Origin of the sequence: Thermoplasma acidophilum DSM 1728 (genome assembly GCF_000195915.1) — an archaeon.
In the GTDB taxonomy this organism is placed as follows: Archaea; Thermoplasmatota; Thermoplasmata; order Thermoplasmatales; family Thermoplasmataceae; genus Thermoplasma; species Thermoplasma acidophilum.
The window spans coordinates 290899-306856 of record NC_002578.1 but is presented as its reverse complement, the minus strand read 5'-3'; the positions used below and the strand labels follow the sequence as shown (position 1 = coordinate 306856).

Annotated in this window: 13 protein-coding genes; 10 read left to right on the top strand and 3 right to left on the bottom strand. The window is 45.3% G+C overall.

Annotated elements, in window-relative coordinates; genetic code table 11:
* The first annotated feature begins 168 nt into the window (after positions 1-168).
* On the top strand, positions 169-1185 hold the full coding sequence (locus TA_RS01485) for an aldo/keto reductase (RefSeq protein ID WP_010900716.1): 1017 nt from the start codon (positions 169-171) through the stop codon (positions 1183-1185).
* Between the two features lie 2 nt (positions 1186-1187).
* Here the strand turns inward: TA_RS01485 and TA_RS01480 are convergent, their stop codons facing one another.
* Positions 1188-3029: a glycoside hydrolase family 15 protein gene (locus tag TA_RS01480; RefSeq protein ID WP_010900715.1), complete on the bottom strand. Its 1842-nt coding sequence runs from the start codon at positions 3027-3029 to the stop codon at positions 1188-1190.
* A gap of 167 nt (positions 3030-3196) precedes the next feature.
* Between TA_RS01480 and aroB the strand changes: the two genes are divergently transcribed.
* From aroB to argS, 5 genes are read left to right on the top strand one after another with little or no spacing between them, the layout of a single operon-like run.
* Positions 3197-4279, top strand: coding sequence for a 3-dehydroquinate synthase (gene aroB / locus TA_RS01475; protein ID WP_010900714.1), 1083 nt, complete (start codon positions 3197-3199; stop codon positions 4277-4279).
* A complete protein-coding gene (locus TA_RS01470) occupies positions 4266-5072 on the top strand; it encodes a shikimate dehydrogenase (RefSeq protein WP_010900713.1) in 807 nt (268 codons plus the stop codon). Before aroB ends, TA_RS01470 begins: the two co-directional genes overlap by 14 nt.
* Complete coding sequence (locus TA_RS01465; protein WP_010900712.1) at positions 5053-5859, top strand: shikimate kinase; 807 nt, start codon at positions 5053-5055, stop codon at positions 5857-5859. The genes TA_RS01470 and TA_RS01465 overlap by 20 nt, the downstream gene beginning before the upstream one ends.
* The gene (locus TA_RS01460) at positions 5849-7081 is read left to right on the top strand and encodes a 3-phosphoshikimate 1-carboxyvinyltransferase (protein ID WP_010900711.1); all 1233 of its coding nucleotides are present in this window, start codon (positions 5849-5851) and stop codon (positions 7079-7081) included. The genes TA_RS01465 and TA_RS01460 overlap by 11 nt, the downstream gene beginning before the upstream one ends.
* Positions 7082-7108: 27 nt before the next feature.
* Positions 7109-8749: an arginine--tRNA ligase gene (argS, locus tag TA_RS01455; protein WP_010900710.1), complete on the top strand. Its 1641-nt coding sequence runs from the start codon at positions 7109-7111 to the stop codon at positions 8747-8749.
* Between the two features lie 21 nt (positions 8750-8770).
* On the opposite strand, the gene TA_RS01450 is transcribed toward argS, so the two are convergent.
* A complete protein-coding gene (locus TA_RS01450; RefSeq protein WP_156778464.1) occupies positions 8771-11593 on the bottom strand; it encodes a CARDB domain-containing protein in 2823 nt (940 codons plus the stop codon).
* A gap of 148 nt (positions 11594-11741) precedes the next feature.
* Positions 11742-13142, bottom strand: a complete 1401-nt coding sequence (locus tag TA_RS01445; protein ID WP_010900708.1) for an RtcB family protein — start codon at positions 13140-13142, stop codon at positions 11742-11744.
* 239 nt (positions 13143-13381) lie between these two features.
* Here TA_RS01445 and TA_RS01435 point away from each other — a divergent pair, with 239 nt between their 5' ends.
* The 4 genes from TA_RS01435 to TA_RS01420 all read left to right on the top strand — a co-directional run bounded on the left by TA_RS01435 (position 13382) and on the right by TA_RS01420 (position 15892).
* Complete coding sequence (locus TA_RS01435) at positions 13382-13642, top strand: hypothetical protein (RefSeq protein WP_156778463.1); 261 nt, start codon at positions 13382-13384, stop codon at positions 13640-13642.
* A gap of 353 nt (positions 13643-13995) precedes the next feature.
* Positions 13996-14319, top strand: coding sequence for a transcriptional regulator (locus tag TA_RS01430; RefSeq protein WP_010900707.1), 324 nt, complete (start codon positions 13996-13998; stop codon positions 14317-14319).
* 31 nt (positions 14320-14350) lie between these two features.
* Positions 14351-14890 (top strand): GNAT family N-acetyltransferase, encoded by a 540-nt coding sequence (locus TA_RS01425; RefSeq protein ID WP_010900706.1) that lies wholly within the window; start codon positions 14351-14353, stop codon positions 14888-14890.
* A 60-nt stretch (positions 14891-14950) separates the two neighbouring features.
* Positions 14951-15892 carry a radical SAM protein gene (locus TA_RS01420; RefSeq protein ID WP_156778462.1) on the top strand — a complete coding sequence of 314 codons (942 nt, stop codon included), beginning with the start codon at positions 14951-14953 and terminating at the stop codon, positions 15890-15892.
* Positions 15893-15958 lie beyond the last annotated feature (66 nt).

Sequence of the window (15958 nt, the reverse complement as noted above, 5' to 3'; positions counted from 1 at the left end):
GGAAATTATACTTTTTAAGAATATATAAACATAGCCAGATCTGGCATAGAATATGCGTACCTACAGATGCTGGCTTATGAAGCCGGAGATTCAGTGCTTAAGCTGAGGAGCGGCCCACATTGACCGATGGTGTGGCAAAGTATTTCATAGATAGAGAAATAGCATCTCATGAAATATGTAAGGCTTGGAAATTCAGGGACGATAGTCTCTCAGGTTGCCATAGGCACGTGGCATCTCCCTGGATCGGGAAAATATCATATGGATGGAGTGGAGATGGTAGACGAAGCTGAATTCTACAAAATTGTGAGGAAGGCCTATGACGCAGGCATCAATTTCTTTGATACAGCGAACATATACCACGGCCGCGTGGAGAAGAATGAGGATCACATAGATCACATAGGCAACTCAGAGAAAATACTCGGTAGATCGCTCAAGGGATACGACAGGGAATCTCTGGTAATCGCAACAAAGGTCAGGGGCCCGGTATCCACTTTTCCAAATGGTGAGGGTCTTTCCAGAAAGCACATAATGTGGCAGATAAGGGAGAGTCTTAACAGGCTTGATGTGGACTATGTGGATCTTTACCAGATACACTGGCCGGATCAAAATACGCCACACCTTGAGACCATGCGCACGCTGAGCCATCTGGTCGATATGGATCTTGTGAGGTACGTCGGAGAGAGCAACCACTCTGCCACTGATATAGAGGATTTCATGAACATCTCTGAAAGGTATGGCCTGCATCCCTTTGTGACCATGCAGGAGCCGTACAACATAATGCAGCGCGGCATAGAGAAGGACAAGTTGAACGTGGCCAGAAAGTATGGACTTGGCCTGCTTGCATACATACCTTTGGCACAGGGCGTGCTCTCTGGCAAGTATCTCAGACCGCCTGAGCCAGGATCCAGGTCATCGTACTATCCGGATCTGATATCCTTCAGCAGGAAAAACGAGGGCATTATAAAGGAACTGATGGAACTTGCCAAGGAGAAGGGCATAACTGGGAGCCAGCTTGCCATAGCCTGGATAATCAAAAGATCGGAAATAGAAAAAATACCTATGATACCGCTGCTGGGAGTGACGAAGGAAAAGTATCTTGACGAGAACCTTGCCGCCCTGGATGTCAGGCTGAACGATGACGATATGAAGAGGATAGATCAGCTGACCTCAGGTGTAGAATCCTGAAATCACTCATTTATCTTTGAAACTCTCTTTAGAAAGGCCTCCTCAAGCTTAGGCGCCACTCGGATTATACCTAAATGCGACAGCGCCTGCGGAAAGTTTCCCAGGAAATCGCCTGTTTTTTCGTCTATTTCCTCTGAATAGAGACCAAGATGGTTTGCCTTCTCAATGATGGATTCGAGAGCGGCCCTTGCAGCTTTTAGCCTCTTCATGAGTATGAGATCTTCAATGTACCAGAATGTGAGCATGAGGAATGAACCCTCGTCTCCCTTCAGGCCATCGTCCTCCCTGTATCTCCTGAACAGGTATCCGTCAACCATGAGTTCGTCCTCTATACGCTTCATCGTTCCAATGAACCTCTCATCGTTTGCCGGTATGAAGCCAAGTATGGGCAAACGGAGAAGCGATGCATCCACGTTCTTCGATCCGTAATACTGCACGAAGCTGTTTGTTTGTGGATCGAATCCCTTCGTCATAACATCGTTCCAGATCTCATCCTGTATACCCTTCCACTTCTTTATCGGCGCGGTAAGCCCGAGGTCTCTCGCCATGGTGATCGCGCTGTCAAACGCTGCCCAGGACATGACCTTGGAATAGACGTACTGCTTTGGCTCCGTTCTGAATTCCCATATGCTGGAATCCGGATATTTCCACAGGTATTCGATCTTTGCCATCATCTCTTCAACGAAGTCCCAGAGGTATGAGTTCACCACGCCTCCGGCCTTCTCCATGGCGTGTATTGCCCGTACGATGGAACCGTACTGGTCTATCTGCAGCTGGTCAACAGCCTTGTTGCCTATGCGCACGGGCCTGGAACCCCTGTAGCCTTCAAAGTCAAGCTCCCTCTCTACAAAATCATCGGAGTTATCGATGCTATATATGGTCCTTATCTTGTTTTCCCTGGATATGACGTCCATCATATCGTAAAGAAACGATACTGCCTCGCGCTTGTATCCTATGGTGGCCAGAGCTTCAATGACATAGGCAGTATCCCTTATCCACGTATACCTGTAATCCCAGTTCCTTTCGCCGCCAATAGCCTCCGGAAGGCTTGCAGTCGGTGCTGCAACCATCATGCCGGTTGGTTCGTAGAAGAGCACCTTCAGGGCAAGCGCAGACCTCATGACCATGCTGTGGTACATACCGGAGTATGTAGAATTCGAGGCCCATTTTCTCCAGTAGTCAGTGGTCTCCTGCAGCCTCAAATACGACTTGTAATCCGTTGGCCTGTACAGATGATGTATCCCGTAGAGAGCGATAACCCATGACGAACTCCTGGGTTCCATATCCACATCCGCAAAGACGTGATCTGCATTTTTCTTCAGCTGGAATTCTGTTGATATCCCCATATTTTCCTTTTCTGTGCTGAAAATGAACCCATGCTGGACCCTCTGTATCAGGGGCCTCTCCGTCGCGTAATTGAACGCTGGTTTGAAATCGATAGTTATACGAACAGGATCTGAGAAGGTCTCAACAAACCTGTGGACCTCCGGGAAGCTTATCTTTCCGTATTCGGAATCTGGCATGAAGTCTGTGGTTCTCAGGATTACCTTCCCATTCTTTATGAATTCTGTTACTAGTATGTTAGTCAGCTCCTTATAGTACTGATCAACGTACAGATCGTGCGTGTCCGTCGGGTATATGGCGAAATATCCCCCCTTCTTCTTATCCAGTATGGAAGAGAAAACAGCAGGAGAATTGAAGTTTGGAAGGCATCCCCAGTCTATAAAACCATTCATCGCCACGAGCATTGCGGTTCTGTTATTTCCAATGAACCCGTGATACTGTATCTTCGGATATCCGTCAATTGTTATATCATCATATTTAACAAGACCATGAAAGGCCATAGCAGTCAGTTCTTTCCGTATTTAGATCAGGGATATTAACATTATCGGGTTGCGTCTGCACTTCGTCCACCTGCATTAACAAATGATATCAGCTGACAATTGAGGTTTATTATATTGATATATAAATAATACAATAAAGTTTATATCTATTTAACAATAAACAAAGTGTGGATGCTCAGAGATTCGTCCTGCCGATGAATGGCGAGAATATATCCGTGGTTATAGGAGAAGATATCACAGGCCATATCAGCGAGGAGGTCGGCCACTATGACAGCCTCGTCTTTATGATAAGCAGAAATGTTGAGGAGATGTTCGGTTCCAAGATACCCCCGCTTGAAAATTATGGAAGCAGCACGATCAAGATCACGCTTAACGACGGTGAATCGCTAAAGACCCTTAGGAATTACCAGCGCATAATAAAGGTACTTGTGGAAAAAAAGGTCAGCAGGAACTCTCTGCTTGTATACGTTGGCGGCGGCACAGTGGGTGATCTTGCAGGCTTCGTTGCGGCAACGTACAAGAGGGGTTTGCGTATGATAGCCGTTCCTACCACACTGCTTGCACAGGTAGACAGCTCCATTGGAGGCAAGAACGGGCTGGATTTCTCCGACGTCAAGAACGTCATAGGGACGTTCTATAATCCATACCTGATAATCGATGATCTGCAGTTCCTGAAGAGCACTCCGGATCTCATAAGGGAAGGCATGGGGGAGGTCATAAAGTACAGCATAATAGCCGGCGGAGACATGTTCCGCAAGGTTTCAGAATGCTCATTATCGAACTTCCACGATCACTCAGCGGATATCGTGAAGATGAGCATAAAGATCAAAGCAGACATAGTCAACAGAGATTACTATGACAGAAATGGAGTGCGATCTATACTGAACCTGGGCCATACGATAGCCCACGGCATAGAGGGTGCTTCAAAGGGGCAGATAAGCCACGGACGTGCTGTGGCCACCGGCCTCATGGTGGAAGCGCACATAGGCGAGAAATACGGAAACACGAGGCCAGAAGTCATCGACGAGATAATGAAGCTTGCAGATAACTACGGTATAGAAAGGGTACGCATATCGGACATAGGCGTCAACAGCATACTGAGGTATATATCTAACGATAAGAAGATGTCGGAGGGTTACATCAACATGCCTGTCCCCGCGGATATCGGGAATATAATAACCATGAAGGTCACCGAGAGGATGATCAGCGACGGGCTGAACACATTCATCAGAGAGCATGAACGGAAATAGCATTATCGGGCTGATCGGGCATCCCGTATCGCATTCCATAGGCCAGATACTTTACAACAGGATCTTTCAGGACATGGGCATAGACGCCTTTTACTTGGCGATGGATGTTCACATGAACGTTCTTCCAGCATTCCTGAAGAATTCTTTTTTTCTAAAAGCGTTCAACGTGACGATACCGCACAAGGTATCTATAATTCCATTCCTTGATGATCTGGATGAAATAGCATCACAAACACGTTCTGTTAACCTCGTGATAAGGGAACAGAGCCGCATGAAGGGATACAACACCGATTACTACGGTCTGGACTACGCACTATCTTTTAATCAAGTTGAGATTGAGGAAAAAAGAATCGTGATAGCCGGTTCCGGCGGCATTGCAAGAACAGTAATCAGATACATGCTGGATCATGGCGCGCATAGAGTTGACGTTCTGACGAGGAATGCACAGAATGCCAGAAGAAATCTGGATATTCCAGGCATAGGCCTGCATGAAAATATCGATGAGGACTACGACATCTACGTGAACTGCACACCCCTGGGCACACTTGGAGACGGCGATCCCTTCTCGACTGTCGATTTCCGCAGCGGGCGTACGGGCATAGATCTCGTCTACAATCCACCTGACACTCCCTTCCTGAAGAGAATGCGGAATGCGGGCGGCCGAACGGTCTCCGGCCTGGATGTCTTCATAGGGCAGGGACTCCGGACGCTGGAACTTGTGTTCGGGATCAGGCCAGACAGTATCTTCAGAGAATATGCAGTGGAGGCTCTGAATGAAATACGCAAGGGTTAGGACGCACGGCGGGGTATCCATAATATCTGCGTTCATAGACGGTATGGGCGGCGCATTTTCGATAGACGTCCCCATGACGGTCACCGTCAGAGAAGGAACGTGCTCAGAGGAAAAGAAGATAAGCGAAGATATTCGAAGATACCTTTCAATAGCTACGTGCTTCAGATTCACTGTGGACAGCAGGATACCGTCAGGATACGGACTAAAAAGCAGCAGCGCCTATATACTCGCGCTGGCAAAGGCGATGGCTGTATACAGCGGGATTGATATAAGCGACATGGAGATAATGACTGCATCAGCGGATATATCCAAGAATTCAGGATTATCAATGACAGGGGCTCTGGACGATCTGTGCCAGGCCATGTACGGCGGGTACTGCCTCACCGATAACAGGAAGATGAAAATATTGAGGCGTGGCAGGCTTCCCGAGATGCCTGTTCTTGTCTGCGCAGATGGCGATAAGCGATCATCCGGGAAAGTATCCATAGAAGGACACTTCACCAACGCAATTCGCAGAGTTGAAGATTTAGCCTTCAAGGGCAGGATATTCGATGCTGCAGTGGCCAACGGACTTATATACGGATCTATATTCGGAATGGATCTGCGCCTCATTGGCAGTATGCTGAAGGCCGGAGCTCTGTATTCTTCACAGAGCGGCAAGGGCCCTGCAATATTCGGTATATTCGCGGACAGGAGATCTGCGATGAACGCAAGATCCGATATCGGTTTTGGGATAGTCACAAAGATAAACAACCAGGGAATACGTTACTGGAAATATGACAGTTAAGATATATGGATCTGGCGGCAGCGGTACGGTTGCACTTCCCTCCTCAAAGAGCTTTACACAGCGTTATATACTTGGATCTGTGTTTTTGAACAAGAGCGTTACACTCAACTACGTGACGATCACAGGCGATGACTCCATAGCTCTGGATATAGCACAGAGGGCCGGCGCAAATATAACGATGAATGACAGCAGCATAAAGATCAGGACCTCGTTCACGTGCCCTAGCGATATCTATGTGGGGGAGTCCGCCACGTCTTATAGAATTGCTCTTGGACTGCTCGGATCAGCCGGCTGCATCACTCACGTAAAGGGCGATCCGGACCTTGCAAAGAGACCGATGGATCCTCTGGTGAAGGCACTTGAAGCGAATGATGTGCATCTGAAGCTCAACGAAGATGGCTTCTACGACGTCGATGGATCGGAATCAAAGAAGAGATACATTGAGGTAGACGGCGTGAGCTCACAGTTCGTCTCGTCCATGATCTTCTACTATGCAAGGAAGGGTGGAGGCGAGTTCCTGGTAAAGAATATGCGGTCGCCAGGCTATGTTTACATAACCAAGCGTGTTCTGTACGATCTCGGTTATTTCGTTAACATTGAGAAGACAATAACGATCAATCCATCCGGCGTTTGGAAGACGGCAATAGATGTAGAACCGGATTACTCAAGTTTGGCATTTTTCCTCGTCCTCGGGCTGCTCTCCGAAAACGTTGATGTGAGGTTCAATATAAAGCGCATGTCGAGGATTCAGCCGGATTCGGTTCTCCTTGACATGTTCAAGGACAACATAGCGATAGACAGGGATACGCTGAGAGTGCTTCCAGGAATCAGGGACAGGATCACGGTTGACGCCGATCACAATCCAGATCTATGCCCACCGATCTCCGTCATAGGCATATTCTCTGAACACGGTGTTGAGATCGATAACTATGCAAGGCTGAAGACCAAGGAGAGCAACCGCTATGAAGGCATAATAGATATGGCCTCCAGGTTCGGTGCGATCGTCGAGGACAACGGAAAGGATCTCTTCATCAAGAGAGGCGATCTGAAGGATCCAGGAACGCTATCATACACAGACCACCGCATGATAATGAGCGCCGCTGTTGCAGCAGCCGCATCTGGATTCGAGGTGGAAATAGAGAACGAAACCAAGGTCTCGAAGAGCTTTCCGGGCTTCTTCAAGGAACTCTCAAAATTTGCAAACGTGAGCGAATCAAATTAATTTTATACGCGGTGTTGATTAACACGCATGCTTCTTTTTCAGGATCTTAGGAAGGACATATATGAGATCGTGAGCAAAAGGTTCAGGATCTCTGAAAACGATGTATACCTGGATGATACGGGTCATTCTGATATAACGATAAGGGTATTCAGAATCCTTAAATCGCCTGATGGCGGTGAGAATGCCGTCATGGAAATTGTGAGATCGATATCCGAGAAGGACTACGTGGAGAAGGCGCTTTCTGAAGGCGGTTACATAAATGTCTGGATAAAACGCACCTACATGCTCAGAGAGGTTCTAGAATCAATTGAGAAATCAGGAACGTATCCTGATGTATTTCAGGAGGCTGAAAGGGTAAGTGTTGAGCATACAAGTGCCAATCCAACAGGGCCACTGCACATAGGACGTGCAAGAAACTCCATAATCGGAGATTCCATTTACAGAATCCTTTCCAGATACGGGTACAGGACCGTAAGGCAGTACTTCGTCAATGATTCAGGCAAGCAAATGATCTCGCTTTACACAGCCTATATCAAGTATGGCGGCCCGATAACAATAGAGAATCTGCTTGAGAATTACCAGAAGATCTACCGCGAGATGGAAAAGGATCAAAGCATAGAGAAAGAGATCGAGAAGAACATCGAGAGGTACGAGAATGCTGATCCTGAAGTTTTCGGAACACTGAGGAAAATTGCGGGCGTCATGCTTGACGGCATCGCCTCAACGCTCAAGAGGATCGGGATAGAGTTCGATGAGTTCGACTGGGAATCTGATCTTCTTCTCAACGGCAGCGTGAGGAAAGCAATCGATATGCTGGAAACAAAGGAAGAAGATAGTGCAAGGTATATAGAAATTTCTGGAAAAAAGGTATTCCTAACCAGGAAGGATGGTACCACGCTGTACTTCGCCAGGGATATCGCCTACCACCTCTTCAAGGCAGAAAACAGCGAGTGGATCATAGACGTTCTCGGTGAAGATCATAAGGATCACGCCAAGTCGCTGAACCACGTGCTGAAGGAGATGCTTAAGCTGGAAAACAGGGTATCGTTCATGTATTACAGCTTCATAACTTTGGAAACCGGAAAGATGTCCACCAGGCGTGGAAATATAGTAACATTGCAGGATCTCGTCGACAGGACCTATGATGAGGCCCTTAAGATAGTAAACGAAAAGAGACCTGACCTCAGTGAGGAAGAACGCAAAAAAATAGCTGAGGTGATCGCCAGTTCAGCCGTGAGATACAGCATAATCAGGGTGAGCGCACCAAAGCCCATAACGTTCAGGTGGGAGGAGGCGCTCAACTTTGAATCCAATTCTGCGCCTTTCATAATGTATTCGCATGCCAGAGCTGCAAGCATACTTGATAAGGCCCCAGAACCGGAGCAATCTTATGGCATGGATATGCCCAAGGAAGAGGCTGATCTTGTGAAGGCCATGTACGTATATCCATATTATCTCAAAGATGCCGCACAGGATCTCAAGCCTGATCTGATCGCAGCATACCTTATTTCTCTTGTACAGAAATTCAATGATTTCTATGGGGCGTGCAGGGTGATTGGCACAGATCCTCTCACATACGCAAGAAGAATAAGGATTGTAAAGGCCTATAAACAGATACTCTCTGACGCCGGTGATCTTATAGGAATAAAAATGCTTGATCAAATGTAATAATTTTATAAAAAATTAAATTCATTTCTTCTTTTGCTGCTGTTTTGGAAGCTCCGTCTTTGGCTGTACAGCCTTCTGCGTTGATTTTCCACCACCGGATCTGATCCTGTAGTACACGTAGACCACTACTACGAGCACAACTATGACCGATACCACTATGAGCGGCGTCCTGTAGGCCGGCGGATTCACACTCACCTGCTGTGTTAATGCTCCAGCAGTTACGAATGCTGATGGCTCATTGCCAACCTCTGCGGTGGCATACAGTGGAAGCTTGCCGGATGTTGGCGGTACCCATGTCACCGTCGCGTTGTAGTACGATCCCGCCTTGATCTCGCTCACGGTAGTGCTTCCAACGACCTTTCCATTAACATATAGCGTTATGTTGACATCGTAGGCATTCATAGTTCCAAGGTTGGATACGTTAACATATACCTTTGAAGATGATCCCTGGTATGCCGCCTTGGGCATGTATATGGATTTCACGACTAGCCTCGGGCTCTGCACAACCATGGATACAGTCTTGTTGTAGTAGCCGGATATTCCAGACGGATTTGTAACATTGAGGGATATTATCATGCTATTGACTGTGTTGAACTGTATGATAACGTAAGAATTGTTCATAGGCGTCATGTTTGTATACGTTGTGGATGAAGGCTGAGCCACTGTGCCGTTGACGTACTCTATCTTCCACTGGAATCTGAGATCGGAGAATGGATAGTACGGATCGGTTGTATTGTTGGCGCTAAGCACTATGGACTTGCCAGCAATCGGGTTCTTTATGTAAGTACCGTTGTACATCATGAAGAATGTAGCCGATGGTGGCGTTGTATCGTTGACATAGACGTGCAGAATCACATGGGTTACATTTCCAACTTCAGTTGTTATGTTTGCATACGCATACTGATTCAGATACCCTGGAGCTATACTCGGATGCTGGAAAGCGTAGGATACGTTCTGGCCTATGAACGTCTGTCCTGGGAAGTGCCAGCTGTACATCAGGAATACACTGTATTTCTGTGCCGTGAGGGAAGATCCATAGAAGCTGTAGCTGACGCTTGCGGACTGGGGAACGCTCAACGATATAAGATAGGTGTTGTTAGATCTATAATAATTTTTAGATGAAGTTATGGTCTTTCCGTTCAGTGAAGCGGAGAACTTGACCATAGGTGCAGTGCTGTTGCTCACGCCTATGACGGTGAAGTTTGAGTAGGCTATACCTCCCGACGGGCTAACTACCCTTACACTGACCTTGTTGACCTGATCATAGAACTTATAGGATACGTTGTACGAGTATTCGGTTGTTCCATTTATGGTCCAGGTGAAGTTTGCCTGCGCATAGTCATTCGAATTTGTCACGGGGTTGAAGTAAGCGCTTGAAGCATTTAGGTATACGGTCTGATTTAGTGGGACGACGTAATAGGCATTTGATGCGTTGTTATTGAGCACATAGTTGTCAGATACCATGTCTTTCCAGTATAGCGTATATGAATTGTTGGCCATCACGGGCTTCTGAACTGGTGAAAACTTTAGACTGACCATGGTGTTGCTTGAGAGTGGCGATATTCTAACATATCTGTACGAGGATATTAGAGGCACATTTGATGAGGATACAGCGAGACTTGCATTATTATATGTTATATTGAAATTGTACTGTATTGATCCCGGGGTATTCTGCGTGCCGTAAACGTATACATTTATCGTGCTCAGAGAAGAAACTGGTGACATATTCGAATAGGTTGCGTTTACATAGGCTGTTACGGAATTAGATGTGCTGTAAACAGTAACCTTTGGAGGTGATGTTATGTTGTAGTTGACACCGTTGACTGTGAACGTGCTCAGAGTATAATTCTGGGCAAGACCGTAGAAGTATCTTACGAGCTGTGATTCTGTTATATTATCCAACTTCATTTGCCAGTACAGTGATCCAACGCTGGAATTTGTAAAATAGTTTGGAAATGCGGTTCCATTGTTCAGATGGAATGTTATATTCTGGTATAGCGTCTGCATGTTTTGGCTAAGACTGTAATTGTAATACACGTTGGATACGTCTTTGGAGAGCTTTATCATATTGCCGTTCTGCGATGAAGTAAATGCATATGGCATATAACCCGGAGATTCAACCAGTATTATATCACTAGATGAAGCATTTATAGAGAAATACCCATTTGTAAATGGTACCACCGTATAATCATAAGGGCTTACAGGATCTATTATTACTATGTTTCCGGAGTTGACGTTAGGATAACCATAGAAATCTGGTTTGTTAGGACTTATAGATAGTGTGGAGGTAGCATTCGCAAGATATTCAAGATATGTATGGTTGGTAGTTCCATAATCCAGAACTGCATAGAATGGAACTTTTATCGGTAGCTGGAATTGATATTTTCCGTTTATAACGTGCGTCTGGTTGAACACAAAGTCGTCTGCGGTTTCAAACTTCACGATAGCTCCATTAGGTATGCCTGAGAATGAAACATTTATCCCATATGTCGGATACGCAGTAAGTGCTATAGACACACTGACATTGCTTGAAGTTAGGTTGAATGCTACAGACTTAGCATCGTATATAGTGAAATTTCCACTGGAACCTGGTCCAATATAGTTTGGAACGTAAACATAATATTGCCCAAATGGAAGCGATACATTTAGATGCGGGCCGCTTCCCGATGCCACAACAGCGCCATTGAAGTTAAGTACCTCAACAGGTACTTTAGCCGGCCCACCATAATATGATACAGCTATATCCGCATAGCCGGTCTGTGGCGTCTTGGCAAAGCTCAATCCCGCAAGGGAACTCAATGCTATTATTGAAACAATAGCAATCGCAATTGTAGATTTGTTCACCGATATCCTCCCTTTTTTGGGCTAAACAAAACTTTTCTTATAAATATTGTGATCATTCAGTGCTGATGCATTATACTGCTATTTTATTGCATGGCTTTGAAAAAATAAAAAAGATAGATAGGATAAAATCTATTTTGGATAATTCGTCCTAGCCTTTAACCACGGATACCGGTATCATCTTCACAACCGGCTTAGCTAGACTTGCTCCATACACAGCGTCAACAACCTCGTCTACGTTCTTATAGCTCTCAGGCGCCTCCTCGTAAAGCACCTGCTTGGTAGCTGGCCGGGCATATACATTTTTCTCCTGCAGCTCCTTTTCTACAAGGCCAGCGTATTTCTTCACTGCCTGATTTCTGCTTAATACGCGGCCGGAACCATGGCAGGTAGTTCCAAAAGATTTATCCAGGTTGTCTCGGAGACCCACAAGTACGTATGACGCGGTGCCCATACTTCCCGGGATCAGCACAGGATGTCCTGTATCTTCAAAGGGTGAGGACGCCTTTCCTGCGGGAAATGCCCTAGTTGCTCCCTTGCGATGAACTATGACCTTCATTGATTCGCCATCGACAACATGATTCTCCTCCTTCGCTATATTATGTGCCAGACTGTATATTAGCCTTGGAGTTACTCCAAAATGCTTCTCAAAAACTGACCTTATGCGATATATCGCTATCTGCCTGTTTACAAATGCAAAGTTCGCAGCAGACCTCATGGCATCGATGTATTTCTCGCCTATCGGTGATCTCACTGGAGCAGAGATGAGCTCTGGATCCGATGTCTTCACAGAATAGTCTGCCTCTCTCAGCATTCTTATGTAATCCGTCGCTACCTGATGTCCCAGACCTCTGGAGCCTGTATGCACCATGACCGTTACCTCGTTCATCTTTATCCCGAATTTCCCGGCTAAATCATAATCGAAGATCTGTGATACCTTCTGGACCTCTAGGAAGTGGTTTCCAGCTCCTAGCGTTCCGATCTGGCTCATTCCACGCTGCTGCGCCGCTTTGGATACATTTTCCCCGCTGTTTTCTATGGAACCGTGGTCTTCTGTGTGATCCATATCGTCTCGCGTTGCAAGGTCGTGTTCATACGCCCATTTCAGACCCGATCTCAGTATTTCGTTGAGATCGGAAGAAGATACTTTGAGACCTTTTCTTGATGTCAGACCGCTTGGGATCTCTATGAACAGATCGTCGGTAACTTCCTTGATTTTAGGCATGAATTCATCAAAGGATATGCCAGTGGAAACAAGAGCCACACCGCAGTTGATGTCGTATCCCACGCCACCCGGTGAGATGATTCCTGTCTCTGCATCAAACGCAGCAACACCTCCTATTGGGAAGCCGTATCCGAGATGAATATCAGGCATAGCGTATGACGCTTTTATTATTCCTGGGAGCTTCGCCACATTCATGACCTGTTTGAGCGAGCCCTCATCCACACTCTTCTTGAAGAGTTCCTCGCTCGAATAGACTATACCTGGTACGTTCATACCATTCTCCTTATCGATCATATAGGTATAGTCATCGATGCGCCTAACGTTCATGATCCATGATTGTTAATTGAATGATAAAGCTTCATAGCCGAAAGAAAAAGGAGGATGATGCAGATTTAACAGGTCAATACTTAAATGGCAAGATTGAGGCCTGTCTTTTGTGCTTGATCTTTACTTTAACATTTTCTGGATTTAGAAGTATAAACGCCTACAAGCGCAATCCTGATCAACAGCATTTGATACTCAGTGCAAAAACGATATGATTAATAACGAATATCTGATCTTCCATCTTGGTGTCCCAGGAAATTATCGATTTAAAATCATTTGATGAAGATACGCGATTCAAGCTGAAGACTGAGGCAGCACTGATCCTGAACGCACAGAGAATAATGGCCCTATCTAAGGAACCTTCAAGATTTGAAAAATACATAGAGGATCGACTTGAGACCATATTCAGGATAACCGGAAAGACCGGTAGTATGTGCCTTGTGGAGGACGGAAATACCATTCTAGATTACGACGGGAAAACCATTAAGATAACATTCGATTGATCTTTCGCATGTGCTGGCTTATCATTTCAATTCTTCGCAGAAGCCAATTTTAGACAATTTCATGGTGATCTCTTACATATCTGTGAGCCACTCCTATGCCGAGGCATCGGATCTTCTTCCTGATTCATAGATCGAATTCTGTCTGTACGGATATATACCGGACTAGTCCGAAATAGCGATCTCCACAGGCGTGAATTCGAATCGCACTGACTCTATTTTTCAATCTATGTATAGGTATTATGAACTTTTTTCGGCAAGCCCTTGTACGTCATACCTCAATATAGGAGTTTTACCGCTTTTCTCAAACCTCTAACTTTACTATAAAAATATATGCTAGCATGTGATATACGAACATGAAGGAGTATTCGATCTTCAGAGAGATCATAAATGACATGGAAACGCTGAAAAGGCATATTTCGGTCATAGACGTTTTGCTTAAGGAGCAGCCAATAGGTATAATAAAGCTTTCCCAGGAAACAGGAATTCCCGAGCATAAGATACGGTATTCTCTGCGCATACTAGAACAAGAAAATATAATATCACCATCGAGGGAAGGGGCCATACTGACACCAGACTTTATCGAACACAAAGATCAGATAATAAGTGATGCTGAAAAGACTGTGGAAGAAGCAAACGCCATTCTAGAACAGGTAAAGAAGATGCTTCAGAAGAAATGATTAATTAGTTGTTTTGCATTTTTTAAATCAGATGCTTTGGAAGAAACCCACAGAGCTGACACACGAATACATAATCAGAAAAGCCGAACCCAGCGATGCTTCTGGGATCATAAGCTGTATGCAGAGCGTCATGGACGAAAAGGTCTACCTCGTCGGCGAGTACTACATGCTGACGGAAAGAGCCGAACAGGAGCGCATAAAGAGCCTGGATGATCTCACGCTCGTCGCCGTGCTCGACAGGAAAGTGGTTGGGGTACTCACCGTGCAAAGGGGCATATACAGGAAGAACAAGCATACTGCCAGTCTTGGCATAGCGATAATGGCCGGCCACAGGCACAAGGGGATCGGTACAAGAATGATAAAACAGGCTATTGAGTGGTGCGAAGATCAGGGAATAAAGAAACTCAATCTCGAGGTCTTTTCCACAAACGTAAATGCAATCAACGCCTATAAGAAGATAGGCTTTGAAATCGAAGGCTTTAGAAAGAAGCAGTTCCTCATAGAGGGAGAATACGTTGATGACGTTCTCATGACATATTATGTTGATCCTTCGCTGAAGGATCCGCAATAGGTTCTTGTGTTTTGAATTAAACTGAAAATGTTAAATCTCAAAAGATGTTACTAATTTAATATGAAAACAATGATATGGAATATTGATTACTTTTGCAACCTTAGATGCAAGAGCTGCAATGCATGGCAGGGGAAGATATTCTTTCCGGAGGATCAGATAGACAAGCACCTTCAGGAGATGAAGAATAACGGTATAAAAATAGTGTCTGTCACAGGCGGAGAGCCGACTTTAAACAAGAACGTTGTGGATATAATAAGAAAGTTGAAGGAGAATCATTTCTTCACGCATATAGCTACAAATGGTACAAATCCCTATGTGCTCAGAAAGCTTTATCCATATCTTGATGCTGTTACGATATCACTGGACAGCAATATACCCGAAGAACACAATGCTTACCGTGGATTGAAGATATTCGATACGGTAGTTTCAAATATAAAGGAAGCGAAGAGTAAGGTCAAGATCGTCACAGCAAACATGCTTGTGACGAATTTCAATTATTTCAAGGTTGGAGAGATCGCCGACTTCGCCAATAATGAACTGGGAGTTCCTCTATCTATGTGCTTCCCAGAACAGGACGCTTACTACTTCCAGGACTTCCAGGTTACAAACGATATGATAAGGCAGGCATTCAGTTATGCTTACGAGAATTATCATAAGCACGTATTCGGAAACATGAGGAGCTACTACAAGGAGGCGGTTGATTTCATAGATGGGAAGGGATCAAGGGCCTGTAAGGCCGGACAGGAGATCTTCTATACTGATTACCGCGGCAAGGTTCATCCATGCTTTGAGCATGTAGAAGTCGTTCTGAATAAGAAGCCGACATGGGATATATATGATAATAAGTGTCACAAGTGCTTCACCGAATGCTTCCTTGAACCATCCATAGATCATACTTTTGAAGCGGCTTCGCTAATCGGAAAGATATGGTGGTTCAATCATGTAAAGAGGAGGGACATAAAGTACATTGAGACCAAAAGACCCAAACAGGTTCCTTCCTGAAGAGACAGGACTGAATTTTTTGTAAAATGAACCATAATTGCATCTTAAGTCTTAATTTGAAAAATA